The sequence below is a fragment of the Streptomyces sp. NPDC057623 genome (genome assembly GCF_042800355.1).
GTDB lineage: Bacteria > Actinomycetota > Actinomycetes > Streptomycetales > Streptomycetaceae > Streptomyces.
The window spans coordinates 248,454-264,935 of sequence record NZ_JBHVGZ010000006.1 but is presented as its reverse complement, the minus strand read 5'-3'; the positions used below and the strand labels follow the sequence as shown (position 1 = coordinate 264,935).

Here is a 16,482-nt window from a genome sequence, read left to right as displayed (position 1 = left end):
GGACCCCGCCGACCGCGAGATGTGCTTCGCGGTCCGCAAGGAGGTCTTCGTCGGGGAGCAGGGCGTTCCCGAGGACCTGGAGTACGACGCGTACGACACCGTCGCCGTGCATGTGCTGGCGGTCCGGGAGGACGGGGTGCCGCTCGGCACCGGGCGGCTGCTGTACGGCGAGGCGGCCGCGGCCAAGGTCGACGGTGATCTCTCGGTGGGCTCGCTGGGGCGGCTCGCCGTGACGCGGGAGGCGCGTGGCCTCGGCGTCGGGGTGGCCCTGGTGCGGGCCATCGAGGAGGCGGCCCGCGCGCGTGGGCTCGCGGCGGTGGATCTGCACGCGCAGACGCATGCGCTGGGGTTCTACGAGCGGCTGGGGTACGTGGCGTACGGGCCGGAGTTCCCGGACGCGGGGATACCGCACCGGGCGATGCGGCGCGCTCTGTAGCCGAGGACCCGTAGGCGCTGGTGAAAAGTCCGACGTGGCAGGCTTGAGGTCTGTTGTGTGGACGTCGACCCTCCCGGAGCGCTGACCGTGGATCAGTTGGCCCTGTTGTTCGTGCTGTTGCTCGGGGCCGTGGTGAGTGTCCCGGTGGGGGACCGGCTCGGGCTGCCCGCGCCGGTGCTGATGACGCTGCTCGGGATCGTGCTCGCGCTGCTCGAGTTCGTGCCGAACGTCGAGGTTCCGCCGGATCTGATCCTGCCCCTGCTCCTGCCGCCCCTGCTCTATGCCGCCGTACGACGGACCTCGTGGCGGCAGTTCGCGGCGAACGTTCGGCCCATCCTCCTGCTGGCCGTGGCGCTGGTGTTCGTCACGACGCTGTGTGTGGCCGCGGTCGCCCACGCGATCGTGCCGGGGCTGCCGCTGGCCGCCGCCGTGGCGCTGGGCGCGCTCGTCGCACCGCCCGATCCGGTCGCGGCGACCGCCGTCGCAGGCCAACTCGGGCTGCCGCGGCGGCTGGTGTCCATCCTGGAGGGCGAGGGGCTCTTCAACGACGTGACGGCCATCGTGCTGTACCACGTGGCGATCGCGGCCGCGGTGAGCGGCACGTTCTCCCCGTGGCAGGCCGGACTCGATCTGGTGCTCTCCGCCGTGGTCGCGCTCGCCGTCGGGCTCGCGCTGGGGTGGGGCGCCAACAAGCTGATGGATCTGCTGGGGGACCCGACCCTGCAGATCGGGCTCTCGCTGCTCGTGCCGTACGCCTCGTACGTGATGGCCGAGGAACTCCACGGCTCCGGCGTGCTCGCCGTGCTCATCACCGCCCTGTTCCTGGCCGAGTACGCCACCGACGCCGACGACGTGATGACACGGCTCGCCGGGCACACCTTCTGGGACATCGTCGACACGCTGGTCACCGGCGTCGCGTTCGGGCTGATCGGGCTCGAACTGCACAACGCGGTGCGGACGGCGTCCGGGCGGTGGGACGAGATGCTCGGCTGGGCGGCGGCGGTGGTCTGCGTCGTCGTACTGGTGCGGCTGCTGTATCTGCTGCCGGCGACCTGGCTCACCAAGCGGATGCACGCCAAGCGGGACGTCGACGAGGAGATCCCGACGAGCTGGCGCGAGACCGTGGTGATGTGGTGGTCGGGGATGCGAGGGGTCGCCTCGGTGGCGCTGGCGCTGGCCGTTCCGCTGGAGACGGACTCGGGCGCTCCGTTCCCCGACCGGGACGAGATCATCTTCATCGCGTTCGGCGTGATCATGGCGACGCTGGTGCTTCAGGGGCTGACCCTGCCCTGGCTGGTGAAGCGGCTCGGGGTGCGGGCCGACAGCGAGCGGGAGAAGGAGTTCGAGAAGCAGCTGGCGGTGCGCGCGGCGCGGGCGGCGAAGCGGCGGCTGAAGGAGATCGAGGAGGTCGAGGACCTGCCCGAGGAGCTGTCCGAGCAGATGCTGCGGCGGGCGTTCGAGATCGGGGTGCGGATCAGCCCGGACATGGGCGAGGAGGAGCGCAGGGAGGCGCATCAGCATCGGGTGCGCCGGCTGAAGCGGGTGCGGCGGATCCAGAACGAGCTGCTGAGCGCGGCGCGGCACGAGGTGCTGGCCGCGCGCAGTGAGCCGGGGGCCGATCCGGAGGTGGTCGACCGGGTGCTGCGGCATTTGGACGTGCGCAGCCTGCGGTGATCCCGCCTTCGGCGACCCTGACTTCGTACGCTCTGACCATGGCTCGCAACGTGGTGATCAGTGGTGGCGGTACGGGAATCGGGCTCGCGACGGCGCAGCTGTTCGCGGCGGACGGGGATCAGGTGCTGCTGCTCGGGCGGCGCGCCGAGGTGCTGGAGCGGGCCGGCGTGCCCGGCGCCCTCACCTACGCGGCGGACCTGAGCAGGACGCGCGCCGTACGGGGCGTGGAGCGGTTCGTGGCGTCGGAGCTCGGCACCGTGGACGTGCTGATCCACAGTGCCGGGGGCGCCGGCCATCTGGAGCCCGAGGTGGACAGCGACGAGCCCCTCGACGTCGTGCTGCACAGCTGGACGCTCAACTTCGGCCTCAACACCCTGACCGCGGCCCTGCTCACCGAGGCCCTGAAGGACCGGCTCGCCGACCCCGGTGGCCGGGTGCTGTTCATCGGCTCCATCGCCGCCTTCCGGGGATCCGGCAGCGTGGCGTACGCGGCGTCGAAGGCCGCGCTGCATCCGTACGCCCACGACCTGGCCCGGCAGTTGGGGCCGCGCGGGATCACCGTGAACGTGGTCGCACCCGGATATGTCGAGGACACCGACTTCTTCGGCGACGCGATGGACGCCGAGCGGCGTGAGCGGCTCGTGGCCGAGACCTCGACCGGGCGGGCGGCCACGCCCGGGGACGTGGCCGCGACCCTGCACTGGCTGGCCTCCCACGCCGCCGGGCACATCACCTCACAGATCATCCAGGTCAACGGCGGGGCCGAGCGCGGTCACTGAGAGGGCCCCGAGCGGTCGGTGCCGGTCAGGGACGGTCCGGGCGCGCCGTCGGCTGGTGGTCGTGCTGGTGGGCGCGGCGGGCCGGGATACGGCCGGGGACCGCGCCGGGCACCGGGAAGCCGGGCGGCAGGGCCGCGTCCGTCGCGTTGACGCGCGGCAGCGCGTACGGGTGCTCGTCGGCCAGCCAGCGGATCAGCTGCTCGCGCACCGCGACGCGCACCGTCCACAGGTCGTCCGCGTCCTTCGCCGTCACCAGCGCCCGCACTTCCATGGTGCTCGGCGTCGAGTCCGTGACGACGAGGCCGTAGTCGCGGCCGTCCCACGCCGGGCAGGCGCGCAGGATGTCGCGCAGCTTCTCGCGCATCTTCTCCATCGGCGCCGAGTGGTCGACGTGCAGGAAGACGGTGCCGGTCATCTGGGCGCCGCCGCGCGACCAGTTCTCGAAGGCCTTCCCGGTGAAGTACGACACCGGCATCGTGATCCGACGCTCGTCCCAGGTCCGCACCGTCAGGAACGTCAGGGTGATCTCCTCGACGGTGCCCCACTCACCGTCCACCACCACGGTGTCGCCCAGCCGCACCATGTCCCCGAAGGCGATCTGGAACCCGGCGAACATGTTGCTCAGCGTGGACTGGGCGGCGACACCGGCGACGATGCCGAGGATGCCGGCCGAGGCCAGCAGCGAGGCGCCGGCCGCGCGCATCGCCGGGAACGTCAGCAGCATGGCCGCCACGGCCACCACGCCGACCACCGCCGACACCACGCGCATGATCAACGTCACCTGGGTGCGCACCCGCCGGACCCGGGCCGGATCGCGGTGGACGCGCGCGTAGCGGCTGTACGTGGTCTCCACGACCGCCGCCGCGATACGGATCGCCAGCCAGGCCGCCGCCCCGATGAGCACCAGCGTCAGCACCCGGCCGACGGCGACCCTGTGCTCCTCCAGCAGCTTCGACTCGTCGTAGGCCCCTCTGAGCAGGGCGGCGCACAGGACCAGCTGGTAGGGGACGCGGGCGCGGCGCAGCTGACCCCACAGCGGAGTCTCACTGTGCCGTTCGTCGGCCTTGCGCATCAGACGGTCGGTCGCCCACCCGATGATCAGGGTGAGCAGGACCGAGCCGCCGATCACGATCAGCGGGCGGAGTATGTTCTCCATGCCGTCGAAGGTAACCACCTGAGGGCGGTTGTGAACATGCGGGCCGGTGAGGCGGTGGTCACGGCGTTGTCGTACCCGGCTGGCACCATGGCCTCATGAACATCATCCTCTTTCACTCGACCTACGGCCTCAGGCCTGCGGTGCGCCAGGCCGCGGACCGGCTGCGCGCCGCCGGACACGAGGTGTGGACGCCGGACCTCTTCGAGGGGCGTACGTTCGAGACGGTCGAGGAGGGCATGGAGTTCAACGACGGGATCGGCAAGGACGAGCTGCTGAAGCGCGCCGTGCTCGCCGCCGCGCCCTACTCGGAGCGCGGCCTGGTGTACGCCGGGTTCTCGTTCGGCGCCTCCGTCGCCCAGACCCTCGCGCTCGGCGACGAGAAGGCGCGCGGGCTGCTGCTCCTGCACGGCACGTCGGACATCGCGGCGAACGCCTCGGTGGACGATCTGCCGGTGCAGTTGCATGTCGCCGAGCCGGACCCGTTCGAGACGGACGACTGGCTGAGCGCCTGGTATCTCCAGATGGGCAGAGCGGGTGCGGACGTAGAGGTGTACAGATACGCCGGGGCCGGACACCTCTACACCGACCCGGAGCTGCCGGACTACGACGAGGAGGCCGCCGAGGCCACCTGGCGGGTGGCGCTCGGCTTCATCGAGACCCTCTAGGACGTCCTCCGGGACGCCTCCGTACAGCTTTCAGGCGCCGTCACACAGGGTCGTACGTCCGCTCGACCTTCTGCGTCCCGCTGCGCGTGCGGTACGACCGCGTCCAGGCGGCGGTCGCGTCCTGCTTCGTCTTGTCGGACAGGACGTAGTAGTCCATCTGCGCGCGTTCGGCCGTGATGTCCAGGACGCCGTAGCCGTGGCGGTCGGTGTCGACCCAGTGGACGTGCCGGTTGGCGGCCCTGATGATCGGCGAGGCGATCGCGGAGACCGTGCCCTCGGGGACCTTCACGATGTCGTCGAGGTTGTCGGAGGTGACGGACGTGACGACGAACTCGGTGGCGGCGGAGGCGGACAGCGGGTACGTACCGGCGTCCACCGGGACGTCGTTGGCCCACGCCATGTGGATGTCGCCGGTCAGGAACACCGTGTTGCGGATCGCGTTCGAGCGCAGGTGGGCGAGGAGTTCGCGGCGGTCGTCCGTGTAGCCGTCCCACTGGTCGGGGTTGAGGGCGAGGCCCTCCTGCGGCAGGCCCATCAGCTTGGCGAGGGGCTTCAGCAGGTCCGCGGTGAGGGAGCCGATCGCGAACGGCGAGATCATCACCGAGTTGCCGACCAGCCGCCAGGTGGTGTCGGAGGACTTCAGCCCCGCCTTCAGCCAGTCCAGTTGGGCGCGCCCGGTGAGCGTACGGTCCGGGTCGTCGACCTCGCCGTTGCCGACCGAGACCTGCTGCGAGCGGAAGGAGCGCAGGTCGAGGAGGGAGAGGTCGGCGAGCTTGCCGAAGCGCAGACGGCGGTAGGTGGTGCCGGCGATGGCCGGGCGCACCGGCATCCACTCGAAGTAGGCCTGCTTGGCGGCGGCCCGGCGCGCGGCCCAGCTGCCCTCGGCGCCCTCGGTGTGGTTCTCGGCACCCCCCGACCAGGCGTCGTTGGCGATCTCGTGGTCGTCCCAGATGGCGATGACGGGCGCCTTGGTGTGCAGGGCCTGAAGGTCCGGATCCGTCTTGTACCAGCCGTGCCGGACGCGGTAGTCGGCGAGCGTGAGGATCTCGTGGGTGGGCAGGGTCTGCCGTACGACCGTGCCGCGCGTGCCGTACTCGCCGGTGCCGTACTCGTAGATGTAGTCGCCCAGGTGGAGCCAGGCGTCCAGGTCGCCACGGGCCGCGAGATGGCGGTACGACGAGAAGTAGCCGCCCTCCCAGTTGGCACAGGAGACGACGCCGAAGCGGAGGCCCGCGACGGCCGCGGTCGCCGCCGGCGCGGTGCGGGTACGCGCCGCCGGGGAGTCCGTGCCGCCGGCCGAGAAGCGGAACCAGTAGTCGGTGGCCGGCTCCAGGCCGCGTATGTCCGCCTTGACGGTGTGGTCGGAGGCGGCGCGCGCGGTGGTCGAGCCCTTGGCGACGATGTTCGTCAGCGCTTTGTCGCGGGCGACGATCCAGCTGACCTCGGTGTCCGGACCGAGCCCGGAGCCGGGCGCCGCCTCGGGTATCGGCGTCACCCGCGTCCACAGCAGGACGCCGTCGGGCAGCGGGTCGCCGGAGGCGACGCCGTGCAGGAAGGCGGGGGCCGCTTCGGCGGCGCGGGCGGGCAGCGCGGCGGCGAGCGGAGCTGCGACTACGGCGGCGCCGGCCGTCGCCGCCGCGGCCTTGACGACCGTACGGCGACGCGGGGCAGGGGAGTTGAGTCGCTCGGATGATCTGTGTCGATTGGTCACGAGCGATCAGGTTACTGATCGGTATGAACGAGAGCGGGCGAACCGGTGAAAGTTCGCCCGCTCTTCGTGCGAAGGCCGCCTTCGGCCGGCGTCAGCCCTTGAGGGCCGCGTCCACCGCCTTGGTGAACTCGGCCGCCGTCCAGCCCGTGTTGGGGTTGGAGGTCTCGAGCTTCTTGCCGTCCATGACGAAGCTCGGGGTGCCCGACACGTCGTCCTTGTTGGTGTCGAAGGTCTTCGACATGGCCAGCGCCCAGGCGTCGTAGGTGCCCTTCTTCACCGCGTTCTGGAACTTGGTGTTGTTCAGGTAAACGAGCGGTTCGATGCCGTGGCGGCTATGCCGTGGCATCCCCATTCCTCCTGTGCTGCGCAGTCCCACTTGCACCGTCCTGGTGCCACACGCTGACGTGGACTGTCGTGCCTTCGACGATGTTCTGGCTCCCCGTTGCGCAGGAGTTCCCGGAACCGTTTGTGTCTGCGATTGTTTTGGTCCAACTCCCCGAGGAATCGGACCAGACGATCTTCAATACGGCTCGGTCGCCGTCCGGATAGCTGTCGCAGACCTTCCAGCTGTCGCCGTCGTGGTAAAAGTACCCGTCAGCGTGTTCGATAGTTATGCAGCCGAGCGCACCGCAGCTTTCGCTGTAGCCCTTCAAGTGAAGGTTTGTTCCTGCGAAGGCAGGCGCAGCACTAAGCGTCAAAGCTGCAGCGGTGGCGCCCGCCCCCGTCAGTGCGCGCTTTACGTTCTTGCCCCAATTCTTCATTGGGTTCAGCCCCCTATTTCGTGGTCTCTGGTCTGGGTGTGCGACACCCCGTGCTCAATGAGCATGATGGATCTCACGTAGAGAGCGAATTGGGCGCAACAAGTTGAGTGTCGAGTGCAGTCACGGTGGCCAAATGGCTGATATTGATCCCTTTTCAGCCTCGGGTGGAGCTGGTAAGCGGGGGTCAGCCCCGCTTACCGTGAGGCTGCTGATAGAGGTCCAGGGGCAACGTAGTTTGCGCGGAGTATCGGTGCGAGGTCGGTCAGCGCCGATGGCGTACCGATGGGCGGTCGTCGTACCGACTCGGAACTGGCCGTTAGTTGTACTAGGTGAGTCCGCAGCGCAGGTGGGAGCGGGTGGGAAGGGTGTGCTGGCCAGTACTCAGGCTGGCCCCGGCAGCCGAGGGTATGGCGGCGTTCGCGCAGCCATACGAACAGGGAGCGGAGGTCGGGGCTGGACACTTCGACGCCAGACGGATAGTCAACCGGACCCTTTCGCTTCGGTGTGATGCGGAACTCGTGCCTGGGCGTAGTCGGCTGGCATGAGGTATCCCGATGAGGGCGGCCTGACCAAGAGGCAGCGGGTTCAATGGGGGTGAGTGTCTTTTCAAGGCTGCCGAAATGTTCGCTGCCGGGTTGAAGTTATCTGCGCGTGCCTGGCGAAAGGGTGGGATGGATGAGTTGCGCTCTCTAGAGTGTGCTTTCAGAGTTAGTCGGCCTGAGCGGCGGGGCCTGGTGGAGGGGATTGCCCGTGCATCACTGGATGGAAAATCAGGGTGGACGCCACCGGGCCTCGGTGATGGTCACCCGCTGCTGCCGTGTGTGTTCCAGTTAGCCGCAACTGCGCTGCAATGACCCTCAGGGTTCGGTCCTGACTAATCAATGTGGGACTGTGCTGCGCCAGTGTGTTCCGGATCTGAAGCTGTTCCGGAACACACTCGGCGTTACTTCAGGGTAGATTCGGGGATTATGAAGCCAGAGCCTTCTGAATGGCGGTGTCGAATTCGCTGACTGTCATGGGGGCGTTCTGGCCGTCCGATCCTGTGAGCTTTTTTCCGTCCATTACGAGGCTCGGCGTGCCTTTAACTTCATCCTTGTTCGTGTTGAACGTCTGTGACATGGCCAGTGCCCACGCGTCGTACGTGCCGCTGTTGACGGCGTTCTGGAACTTCTTGTTGTTCTTAAGGGCGTCGACCGAGTTCGCCACCTCGATCAGGTAGTCGTCGCTCTTGAACTTGTCGTCGGACTCGGCGGGGTGGTGTTTGGCCGAGTAGAGCGCCTCCTTGTACTCCAGGAAGGCGTCAGGGCTGACGTTCAGCGCTGCACCGAGGGCGCTCATCGCGTTCTTGGAGCCCTCACCCCGGGAACCGATCTCCAGCTTGCCGTCCTTGTCGTTATCGCCGTCCAGGAAGGTTCCGCCGATGAACTGGATCTTGTACTTGCCCTCGGCGTAGTCCTTCTTGACCGTCGAGCCGACGGTCTGTTCGAACGCGGCACAGACGGGGCAGCGTGGGTCCTCGTAAAGCTTCAGGGTCTTCTTCGCACTGCTCTTACCGACGACCACGGTGGTGCCGTTCTTCCCCGTGGTGTTGGCCGGCGCGACGACCTGCTTGTCCAGCACGGCCTCCCACTGGCTGGGCTTATTGGCCTGAACGACGGCGTAGCCTATGCCGCCAGCCGCTGCCAGGACACCGATGACCGAACAGGCAACGATGATCTGCCGCCTGACCTTCGCCCGCTTCGCCTCGCGCTCGCGCTCAGCGCGCAGGCGTTCACGGGCCGCCGACTTCGATGTCTGACTGTTCCGCTTGCTCATGTTGGTGATCTCCATGGGGGGCGAGCGCACGTCGTGTGCGGGGTGTGTATGGGGGTACTGCGAGTGCTCAGTTGGTCAGGTTCACGAGTACGTGGAGACCGAGCACGGCGGTCCACGCCGCCCCAAGGAGTGCACAAGCATGCGGTCGCGGGCGGTGGCCGTAGCGCGGGTGTGGCGTGGAAGGCGGCGTTCCGACATAGTCCGGCACACCGTCACCACCTCGACCGCCAGTAGCAGTGGGCGGAAGGTGGTCGCCGCCACTGCGCGTGCCAGCTGGGCCAGTGCCCGCTCGCCGCGGCGTAGCCAGGCGGCGGCGAGGAGGCCGACGCCGATGTGCGCGCCGAGCAGGAGCCAGGGCGTTCTCGGGTCGGCGTGAGGCAGGAAGGTGGCCAAGTGGTGCGGGTCGGTACCCATCACCCCGGCCAGGGGAATGCCCACGGCGGTGTTCTCGCCGCACAGCACGTCGAAGCCGACGGACCGCAGTGGCCCGGTGATTGGTCCGCCCGCAGTGCCGTAACAGACGTGCTGGCCGGTTGTGAGGATCGTGTCGGCGGTCAGTTCCAAGGGGATGAGGAGTGCGGCAATACGTCCGAAGCTCCGCTCGCGGCCGCACAAGGCATACGCGAGGACGCAGACGGTCGCGCTGAGCGAGGCCACCGTGTTCAACGGCAGTGGAGCCCGGGACAGCAGCACGTGCGACGCGGTGCTGAGCGACACGACGAGTGCCGTGAACAGCGCCGCGCGTACGGCTCTGAGATGGGTCCCGGATATGTCCATAGTGAAAGACAGTCTGGCATGCGCAGCTGTAAGGCACTCCTAAAGGAGCACTGCGGGCCGCCTCCGCGCCAGGGGTTCTCGAAGGGGTGCTGTGTGCCGCGAGGGATGAACTTGTTCCGTGCGGCCTGCCCGGAGGGGATCAAGGATCGAAGGCGTGTTTGCGTATTCGCTCGTTGGGATGACGCTAACGCGATTGGGTGCATACGAACGAGTCTCGTACTTACGGTCTTGTCGTGGAATCCGGGTAGGGCCGGGTGGGAGCAGGGACGATCGCGAGGGCGGGGTGACGACATGGTGGCGCTGCAGAAGGCAGACGGGGCCGGGCAGGTCAGGTTCACTTACCGGTTGCGTGTGTCGTCCACAGCCCGGGCGAAGCTCCTCACGGAGTGGGACCGGTGTCGGTGGGTGTGGAATGAGTGCGTCGCACGCTCCAAGAAGGCCCACACGCAAAGGGAAGAGTGTGGACCGGCCGGGTTGGATCGGATGCTGACCGCTGCGCGCGCAATCACCCCGTGGCTGGCGGCGGGCGCGTCGGTTCCGCAGCAGCAGCTCATCCGCGACTTCGCAAAGTCTCGGGCCAAGGCACTGAAGGACATCAAGAACCGCCTGCCGGTCGGGCAACGGGCAGGAATGCCGCGCCATAAGAAGAAGCGCGAGACGGATCCGAGCATGAACTACACGCGGCGCGGCTTTCGGCTGAAGGGCGGGCGCCTGCACCTGGCGGGCCGGATCGTGCTGACCGTCGTGTGGTCCCGTGCCCTACCCGCCGAGCCGTCGTCTGTGCGGGTGTACCAGGACAGTGTCGGCGACTGGTACGCCTCGTTCGTTGTGCCTGCCCAGATCGAGCAACTCCCCGGGACTGGCCGGGTGATCGGTATTGACTGGGGCGTGAAGGAGACCGCGACCACTACCTCCGACGCCTACGACCTCCCCCATGCTGAACACGGCAAGAAGGCGAAGGCGAAGCTGTCGCGATACGACCGGATGATGGCACGCCGCAAGCCGAAGAAAGGGCAGGCTGCTTCGAAGGGCTACCGCGAGGCAAGGAAGTGGCGAGCGAAGACCTATCAGAAGGCCGCCCGGCGGCGGCAGGACGCGGCCCGCAAGTGGGCCAAGAAAGTTGTGCGGGATCATGACGCGATCGCGGTGGAAGACTTCCGCCCGAAGTTTCTCGCGAAGACACCGATGGCCCGCAAGGTGGCGGACGCTGCGATCGGCGCGACAAAGAAGGCCCTGATCGAGATGGGCCACAAGCATGGGCGGGACGTGTACCTCGTCCATCCTGCGCACACCACCATGGACTGCGGGCGGTGCGGAGCGAGAACCAAGCACGCGCTTCCGTTGTCGGAACGTACCTACGCTTGCACCGCGTGCGGAGCAACATCTTCTCGGGACAAGAACTCCGCGCGCGTGATGCTCGTCCGGGCTGGGCTGGACCCGGTTGGTGCTGACGGCGTAAGACCTCCTGGAGCGCTGCTCCAGGAGGCCGCCTGAGCCAGGAATCCCCCCTTCAGGAAAGGGAAGGGAGCAGTCAAAGACCCGGAATCCGGCCGTTGCGGAACAGGTCCACGAAGATCTGGTGGTCGGCACGCGCGCGTGCGCCGTAGCCGTGCGCGAAGTCGACCAGGAGCTCCGCGAAGCCCTCCTCGTCGGCCGCGATCGCCGCGTCGATGGCCCGCTCGGTGGAGAACGGCACCAGGGACTCGCCGGAGGTGTCGTCCGCCGCCGCGTGCATCGTGGCCGTGGCCCGGCCGAGGTCGGCGACGACCGCCGCGATCTCCTCCGGGTCGTCGATGTCGCCCCAGTCCAGGTCCACCGCGTACGGCGAGACCTCGGCGACCAGCTGGCCCGCGCCGTCCAGCTCGGTCCAGCCCAGCCAGGGGTCGGCGTGCTGCTGGAGGGCGCGCTGGGAGATCACCGTGCGGTGGCCCTCGTGCTGGAAGTACTCGCGGATCGCGGGGTCCGTGATGTGGCGGGAGACGGCCGGGGTCTGGGCCTGCTTGATGTAGATCACGACGTCGTTCTCCAGGGCGTCGCTGTGGCCCTCCAGCAGGATGTTGTACGACGGCAGCCCGGCCGACCCGATGCCGATGCCGCGGCGGCCGACCACGTCCTTCACCCGGTACGAGTCCGGGCGGGCCAGCGAGGCGTCCGGCAGCGTCTCCAGATAGCCGTCGAAGGCCGCGAGCACCTTGTAGCGGGTGGCCGCGTCCAGCTCGATGGCGCCGCCGCCCCCGGCGAAGCGGCGCTCGAAGTCGCGGATCTCGGTCATCGACTCCAGCAGCCCGAAGCGGGTCAGCGCGCGGGCGTCGCGCAGCGCGTCCAGCAGCGGGCCCTGCGCGCTGTCCAGGGTGAAGGGCGGCACCTCGTCGCTCTTGGCGCCGGTCGCCAGGGCGTGCACGCGCTCGCGGTACGCGCCCGCGTAGATCCGCACCAGCTCGGTGATCTGCTCGTCGCCGAGCGCCTTGGCGTACCCGATGAGGGCGACGGAGGCGGAGAAGCGCTTGAGGTCCCAGGTGAAGGGGCCGACGTACGCCTCGTCGAAGTCGTTGACGTTGAAGATCAGTCGGCCGTTGGCGTCCATGTACGTGCCGAAGTTCTCCGCGTGCAGATCGCCGTGGATCCACACGCGCGAGGTGCGCTCGTCGAGGTAGCGGCCGCCCCGCTTCTCGGGGTCCAGGTCGTGGTAGAAGAGGCACGCCGTGCCGCGGTAGAACGCGAAGGCCGAGGCCGCCATCTTCCGGAACTTCACGCGGAACGCGGCCGGGTCGGCGGCCAGGAGCTCGCCGAAGGCGGTGTCGAAGACGGCGAGGATCTCGTCGCCGCGCTGCTCGTCGCTGAGCTGGGGGACCGACATCGCTGGGTGCCTCCTGGTGCATGTGTACGACAGCGTTTCTGTCGTATCCAACGTGCGGGCCGACGGGAAAGTGCCCGCGGTCCTCGCTGTGAAGGTACGCGGGGCAGCCCCGTGAGTGTCAGTCCCGAGGCATAGACTTCGACGCTGTCCCCAGAAGTGTCCGTCCGCCTGTCACCGAGTGTTTTCCATGGAGGCCAAGCCGTGTCAAAGCCGCCGTTCACGCACCTGCACGTCCACACCCAGTACTCGCTGCTGGACGGTGCCGCGCGGCTGAAGGACATGTTCGACGCGTGCAACGAGATGGGCATGACGCACATCGCCATGTCCGACCACGGCAACCTCCACGGGGCGTACGACTTCTTCCACACCGCGAAGAAGGCCGGGGTCACCCCGATCATCGGGATCGAGGCGTATGTCGCCCCCGAGTCCCGGCGCAACAAGCGCAAGATCCAGTGGGGCCAGCCGCACCAGAAGCGCGACGATGTGTCCGGTTCCGGCGGTTACACCCACAAGACGATGTGGGCCGTGAACTCGACCGGCCTGCACAACCTCTTCAAGCTCTCCTCGGACGCGTACGCCGAGGGCTGGCTCCAGAAGTGGCCCCGGATGGACAAGGAGACGATCTCCCAGTGGTCCGAGGGGATCGTCGCCTCCACCGGCTGCCCCTCCGGCGAGCTCCAGACCCGGCTGCGCCTCGGCCAGTACGACGAGGCCCTCAAGGCGGCGGCCGACTACCAGGACATCTTCGGCAAGGACCGCTACTTCCTGGAGCTGATGGACCACGGCATCGAGATCGAGCACCGGGTCCGCGACGGCCTCCTGGAGATCGGCAAGAAGCTCGGCATCCCCCCGCTGGTCACCAACGACTCGCACTACACGTACGCGCACGAGGCGACCGCCCACGACGCCCTGCTGTGCATCCAGACCGGCAAGAACCTCTCCGACCCGGACCGCTTCAAGTTCGACGGCACCGGCTACTACCTGAAGTCCACGGACGAGATGTACGCCATCGACTCCTCGGACGCCTGGCAGGAGGGCTGCGCCAACACGCTCCTCGTGGCCGAGATGGTCGACACCGACGGCATGTTCGAGGCGAAGAACCTCATGCCGAAGTTCGACATCCCCGACGGCTACACCGAGGTCACCTGGTTCAAGGAGGAGGTCCGGGTCGGCATGGAGCGCCGTTTCCCGGGCGGTGTCCCCGAGGACCGGCAGAAGCAGGCCGAGTACGAGATGGACGTCATCATCCAGATGGGGTTCCCGGGCTACTTCCTCGTCGTCGCCGACTTCATCATGTGGGCCAAGAACAACGGCATCGCGGTCGGCCCCGGCCGAGGCTCCGCGGCCGGCTCGATCGTCGCCTACGCCATGGGCATCACCGACCTCGACCCGATCCCGCACGGCCTGATCTTCGAGCGGTTCCTCAACCCCGAGCGCGTCTCCATGCCCGATGTCGACATCGACTTCGACGAGCGCCGGCGCGTCGAGGTGATCAGGTACGTGACGGAGAAGTACGGCGCCGACAAGGTCGCCATGATCGGCACCTACGGCAAGATCAAAGCGAAGAACGCCATCAAGGACTCCGCGCGCGTGCTGGGCTACCCGTACGCGATGGGCGACCGCCTCACCAAGGCGATGCCCGCCGACGTCCTCGGCAAGGGCATCGACCTCGACGGCATCACCAACCCCTCGCACCCGCGCTACGGCGAGGCGGGCGAGATCCGCGGGATGTACGAGAACGAGCCGGACGTCAAGAAGGTCATCGACACCGCGAAGGGCGTCGAGGGCCTGGTGCGGCAGATGGGCGTGCACGCCGCCGGCGTGATCATGTCCAGCGAGCCCATCGTCGACCACGCCCCGATCTGGGTGCGGCACACGGACGGCGTGACCATCACGCAGTGGGACTACCCGCAGTGCGAATCGCTCGGCCTGTTGAAGATGGACTTCCTCGGCCTGCGCAACCTGACGATCATGGACGACGCCAACAAGATGGTGAAGTCCAACAAGGGCATCGACCTCGACCTGCTCTCCCTGCCGCTCGACGACCCGACGACCTTCGAACTGCTCCAGCGCGGCGACACCCTGGGCGTGTTCCAGTTCGACGGCGGGCCGATGCGTTCGCTGCTGCGGCTGATGAAGCCCGACAACTTCGAAGACATCTCCGCCGTCTCCGCGCTGTACCGTCCGGGCCCGATGGGCATGGACTCGCACACCAACTACGCCCTGCGCAAGAACAAGCTCCAGGAGATCACCCCGATCCACAAGGAGCTTGAGGAGCCCCTCGAGGAGGTCCTGGCCGTCACCTACGGCCTGATCGTCTACCAGGAGCAGGTGCAGAAGGCCGCCCAGATCATCGCCGGGTACTCGCTCGGCGAGGCCGACATCCTGCGCCGCGTGATGGGCAAGAAGAAGCCCGACGAACTGGCGAAGAACTTCGTCCTCTTCCAGAAGGGCGCCCGCGACAAGGGCTACAGCGACGAGGCCATCCAGGCCCTGTGGGACGTGCTGGTCCCCTTCGCCGGCTACGCGTTCAACAAGGCGCACTCGGCCGCGTACGGCCTGGTCTCGTACTGGACCGCCTACCTCAAGGCGAACCACCCCGCCGAGTACATGGCCGCGCTGCTGACGTCCGTCAAGGACGACAAGGACAAGTCGGCGGTCTACCTCAACGAGTGCCGCCGCATGGGCATCAAGGTGCTCCCGCCGGACGTCAACGAGTCGGTGCACAACTTCGCCGCCCAGGGCGACGACGTGATCCTGTTCGGCCTGGAGGCCGTGCGCAACGTCGGTACGAACGTGGTCGAGTCGATCATCAGGAGCCGTAAGGCCAAGGGCAAGTACGGCTCCTTCCCCGACTACCTCGACAAGGTGGAGGCGGTCGCCTGCAACAAGCGCACCACCGAGTCGCTGATCAAGGCGGGCGCGTTCGACACGCTGGGGCACACCCGCAAGGGCCTCACCGCGCACTTCGAGCCGATGATCGACAACGTGGTCGCGGTCAAGCGCAAGGAGGCCGAGGGCCAGTTCGACCTCTTCGGCGGCATGGGCGAGGAGGAGAGCAACGAGCCCGGGTTCGGACTCGACGTCGTCTTCACCGACGAGGAATGGGACAAGACCTATCTGCTCGCCCAGGAGCGGGAGATGCTCGGTCTGTACGTCTCCGACCACCCTCTCTTCGGTCTGGAGCACGTGCTGTCCGACAAGGCCGACGCGGGCATCGCCCAGCTGACCGGCGGCGAGCACTCCGACGGGGCCGTGGTGACCATCGGCGGCATCATCTCGGGCCTCCAGCGCAAGATGACCAAGCAGGGCAACGCGTGGGCGATCGCCACCGTCGAGGACCTCGCCGGTTCCATCGAGTGCATGTTCTTCCCGGCCACGTACCAGCTCGTGTCGACCCAACTCGTCGAGGACGCCGTGGTGTTCGTCAAGGGCCGCCTCGACAAGCGTGAGGACGTGCCGCGGCTGGTCGCGATGGAACTGCAGGTCCCCGACCTGTCCAACGCGGGCACCAACGCCCCCGTGATCCTCACCATCCCGGCCACCAGGGTCACCCCGCCGATGATCAACCGGCTCGGCGAGATCCTCACCCATCACAAGGGCGACAGCGAGGTCCGCATCAAGCTCCAGGGCCCGACCAAGACGACGGTGCTCCGGCTGGACCGGCACCGGGTGAAGCCCGACCCGGCGCTGTTCGGTGACCTGAAGGTGCTGCTCGGACCGTCCTGCCTGGCGGGCTGAGCGGCACGAACGCGAGCGCGCCACAGCGCCCGCCCCCCCCGCAGGGGACATGAGAGGGGCGCACCCCGCACGGGGTGCGCCCCTCTACCTGTGCCTGGGTCTCAACAACC

Annotated in this window: 11 protein-coding genes and 1 pseudogene; 6 read left to right on the top strand and 6 right to left on the bottom strand. The window is 68.0% G+C overall.

The features are described from left to right. Nucleotides 1-19 precede the first annotated feature (19 nt). The 3 genes from ACFU95_RS09765 to ACFU95_RS09755 all read left to right on the top strand — a co-directional run bounded on the left by ACFU95_RS09765 (nucleotide 20) and on the right by ACFU95_RS09755 (nucleotide 2,889). Nucleotides 20-436, top strand: coding sequence for a GNAT family N-acetyltransferase (locus ACFU95_RS09765; protein WP_383824368.1), 417 nt, complete (start codon nucleotides 20-22; stop codon nucleotides 434-436). A gap of 87 nt (nucleotides 437-523) precedes the next feature. Continuing rightward, on the top strand, nucleotides 524-2,110 hold the full coding sequence (locus ACFU95_RS09760) for a Na+/H+ antiporter (RefSeq protein ID WP_383824365.1): 1,587 nt from the start codon (nucleotides 524-526) through the stop codon (nucleotides 2,108-2,110). Nucleotides 2,111-2,148: 38 nt separating this feature from the next. Continuing rightward, the gene (locus tag ACFU95_RS09755; RefSeq protein WP_383824270.1) at nucleotides 2,149-2,889 is read left to right on the top strand and encodes an SDR family NAD(P)-dependent oxidoreductase; all 741 of its coding nucleotides are present in this window, start codon (nucleotides 2,149-2,151) and stop codon (nucleotides 2,887-2,889) included. A 25-nt stretch (nucleotides 2,890-2,914) separates the two neighbouring features. Here the strand turns inward: ACFU95_RS09755 and ACFU95_RS09750 are convergent, their stop codons facing one another. After that, the gene (locus ACFU95_RS09750; protein WP_383824267.1) at nucleotides 2,915-4,045 is read right to left on the bottom strand and encodes a mechanosensitive ion channel family protein; all 1,131 of its coding nucleotides are present in this window, start codon (nucleotides 4,043-4,045) and stop codon (nucleotides 2,915-2,917) included. 95 nt (nucleotides 4,046-4,140) lie between these two features. On the opposite strand from ACFU95_RS09750, the gene ACFU95_RS09745 reads away from it, so the two are divergent. Then, a complete protein-coding gene (locus ACFU95_RS09745) occupies nucleotides 4,141-4,710 on the top strand; it encodes a dienelactone hydrolase family protein (RefSeq protein WP_383824264.1) in 570 nt (189 codons plus the stop codon). 40 nt (nucleotides 4,711-4,750) lie between these two features. Here the strand turns inward: ACFU95_RS09745 and ACFU95_RS09740 are convergent, their stop codons facing one another. The 4 genes and pseudogenes from ACFU95_RS09740 to ACFU95_RS09725 form a co-directional block, all read right to left on the bottom strand. Then, nucleotides 4,751-6,421: an alkaline phosphatase D family protein gene (locus tag ACFU95_RS09740; protein ID WP_383824261.1), complete on the bottom strand. Its 1,671-nt coding sequence runs from the start codon at nucleotides 6,419-6,421 to the stop codon at nucleotides 4,751-4,753. Nucleotides 6,422-6,512: 91 nt separating this feature from the next. Then, nucleotides 6,513-6,722 (bottom strand): annotated as a pseudogene (locus ACFU95_RS09735) (thioredoxin domain-containing protein); the annotation flags it as partial. A gap of 1,426 nt (nucleotides 6,723-8,148) precedes the next feature. Beyond that, nucleotides 8,149-8,997, bottom strand: coding sequence for a thioredoxin domain-containing protein (locus ACFU95_RS09730; protein WP_383824362.1), 849 nt, complete (start codon nucleotides 8,995-8,997; stop codon nucleotides 8,149-8,151). An 81-nt stretch (nucleotides 8,998-9,078) separates the two neighbouring features. Further along, on the bottom strand, nucleotides 9,079-9,774 hold the full coding sequence (locus ACFU95_RS09725) for a hypothetical protein (protein WP_383824259.1): 696 nt from the start codon (nucleotides 9,772-9,774) through the stop codon (nucleotides 9,079-9,081). Between the two features lie 291 nt (nucleotides 9,775-10,065). Between ACFU95_RS09725 and ACFU95_RS09720 the strand changes: the two genes are divergently transcribed. Beyond that, nucleotides 10,066-11,268, top strand: a complete 1,203-nt coding sequence (locus ACFU95_RS09720) for an RNA-guided endonuclease InsQ/TnpB family protein (RefSeq protein WP_383824256.1) — start codon at nucleotides 10,066-10,068, stop codon at nucleotides 11,266-11,268. Between the two features lie 37 nt (nucleotides 11,269-11,305). Here ACFU95_RS09720 and ACFU95_RS09715 read toward each other — a convergent pair whose 3' ends face one another. Continuing rightward, on the bottom strand, nucleotides 11,306-12,631 hold the full coding sequence (locus ACFU95_RS09715; RefSeq protein ID WP_383824253.1) for a DUF2252 domain-containing protein: 1,326 nt from the start codon (nucleotides 12,629-12,631) through the stop codon (nucleotides 11,306-11,308). A 201-nt stretch (nucleotides 12,632-12,832) separates the two neighbouring features. Here ACFU95_RS09715 and dnaE point away from each other — a divergent pair, with 201 nt between their 5' ends. Continuing rightward, nucleotides 12,833-16,372 carry a DNA polymerase III subunit alpha gene (gene dnaE, locus ACFU95_RS09710; protein ID WP_383824250.1) on the top strand — a complete coding sequence of 1,180 codons (3,540 nt, stop codon included), beginning with the start codon at nucleotides 12,833-12,835 and terminating at the stop codon, nucleotides 16,370-16,372. Nucleotides 16,373-16,482 lie beyond the last annotated feature (110 nt).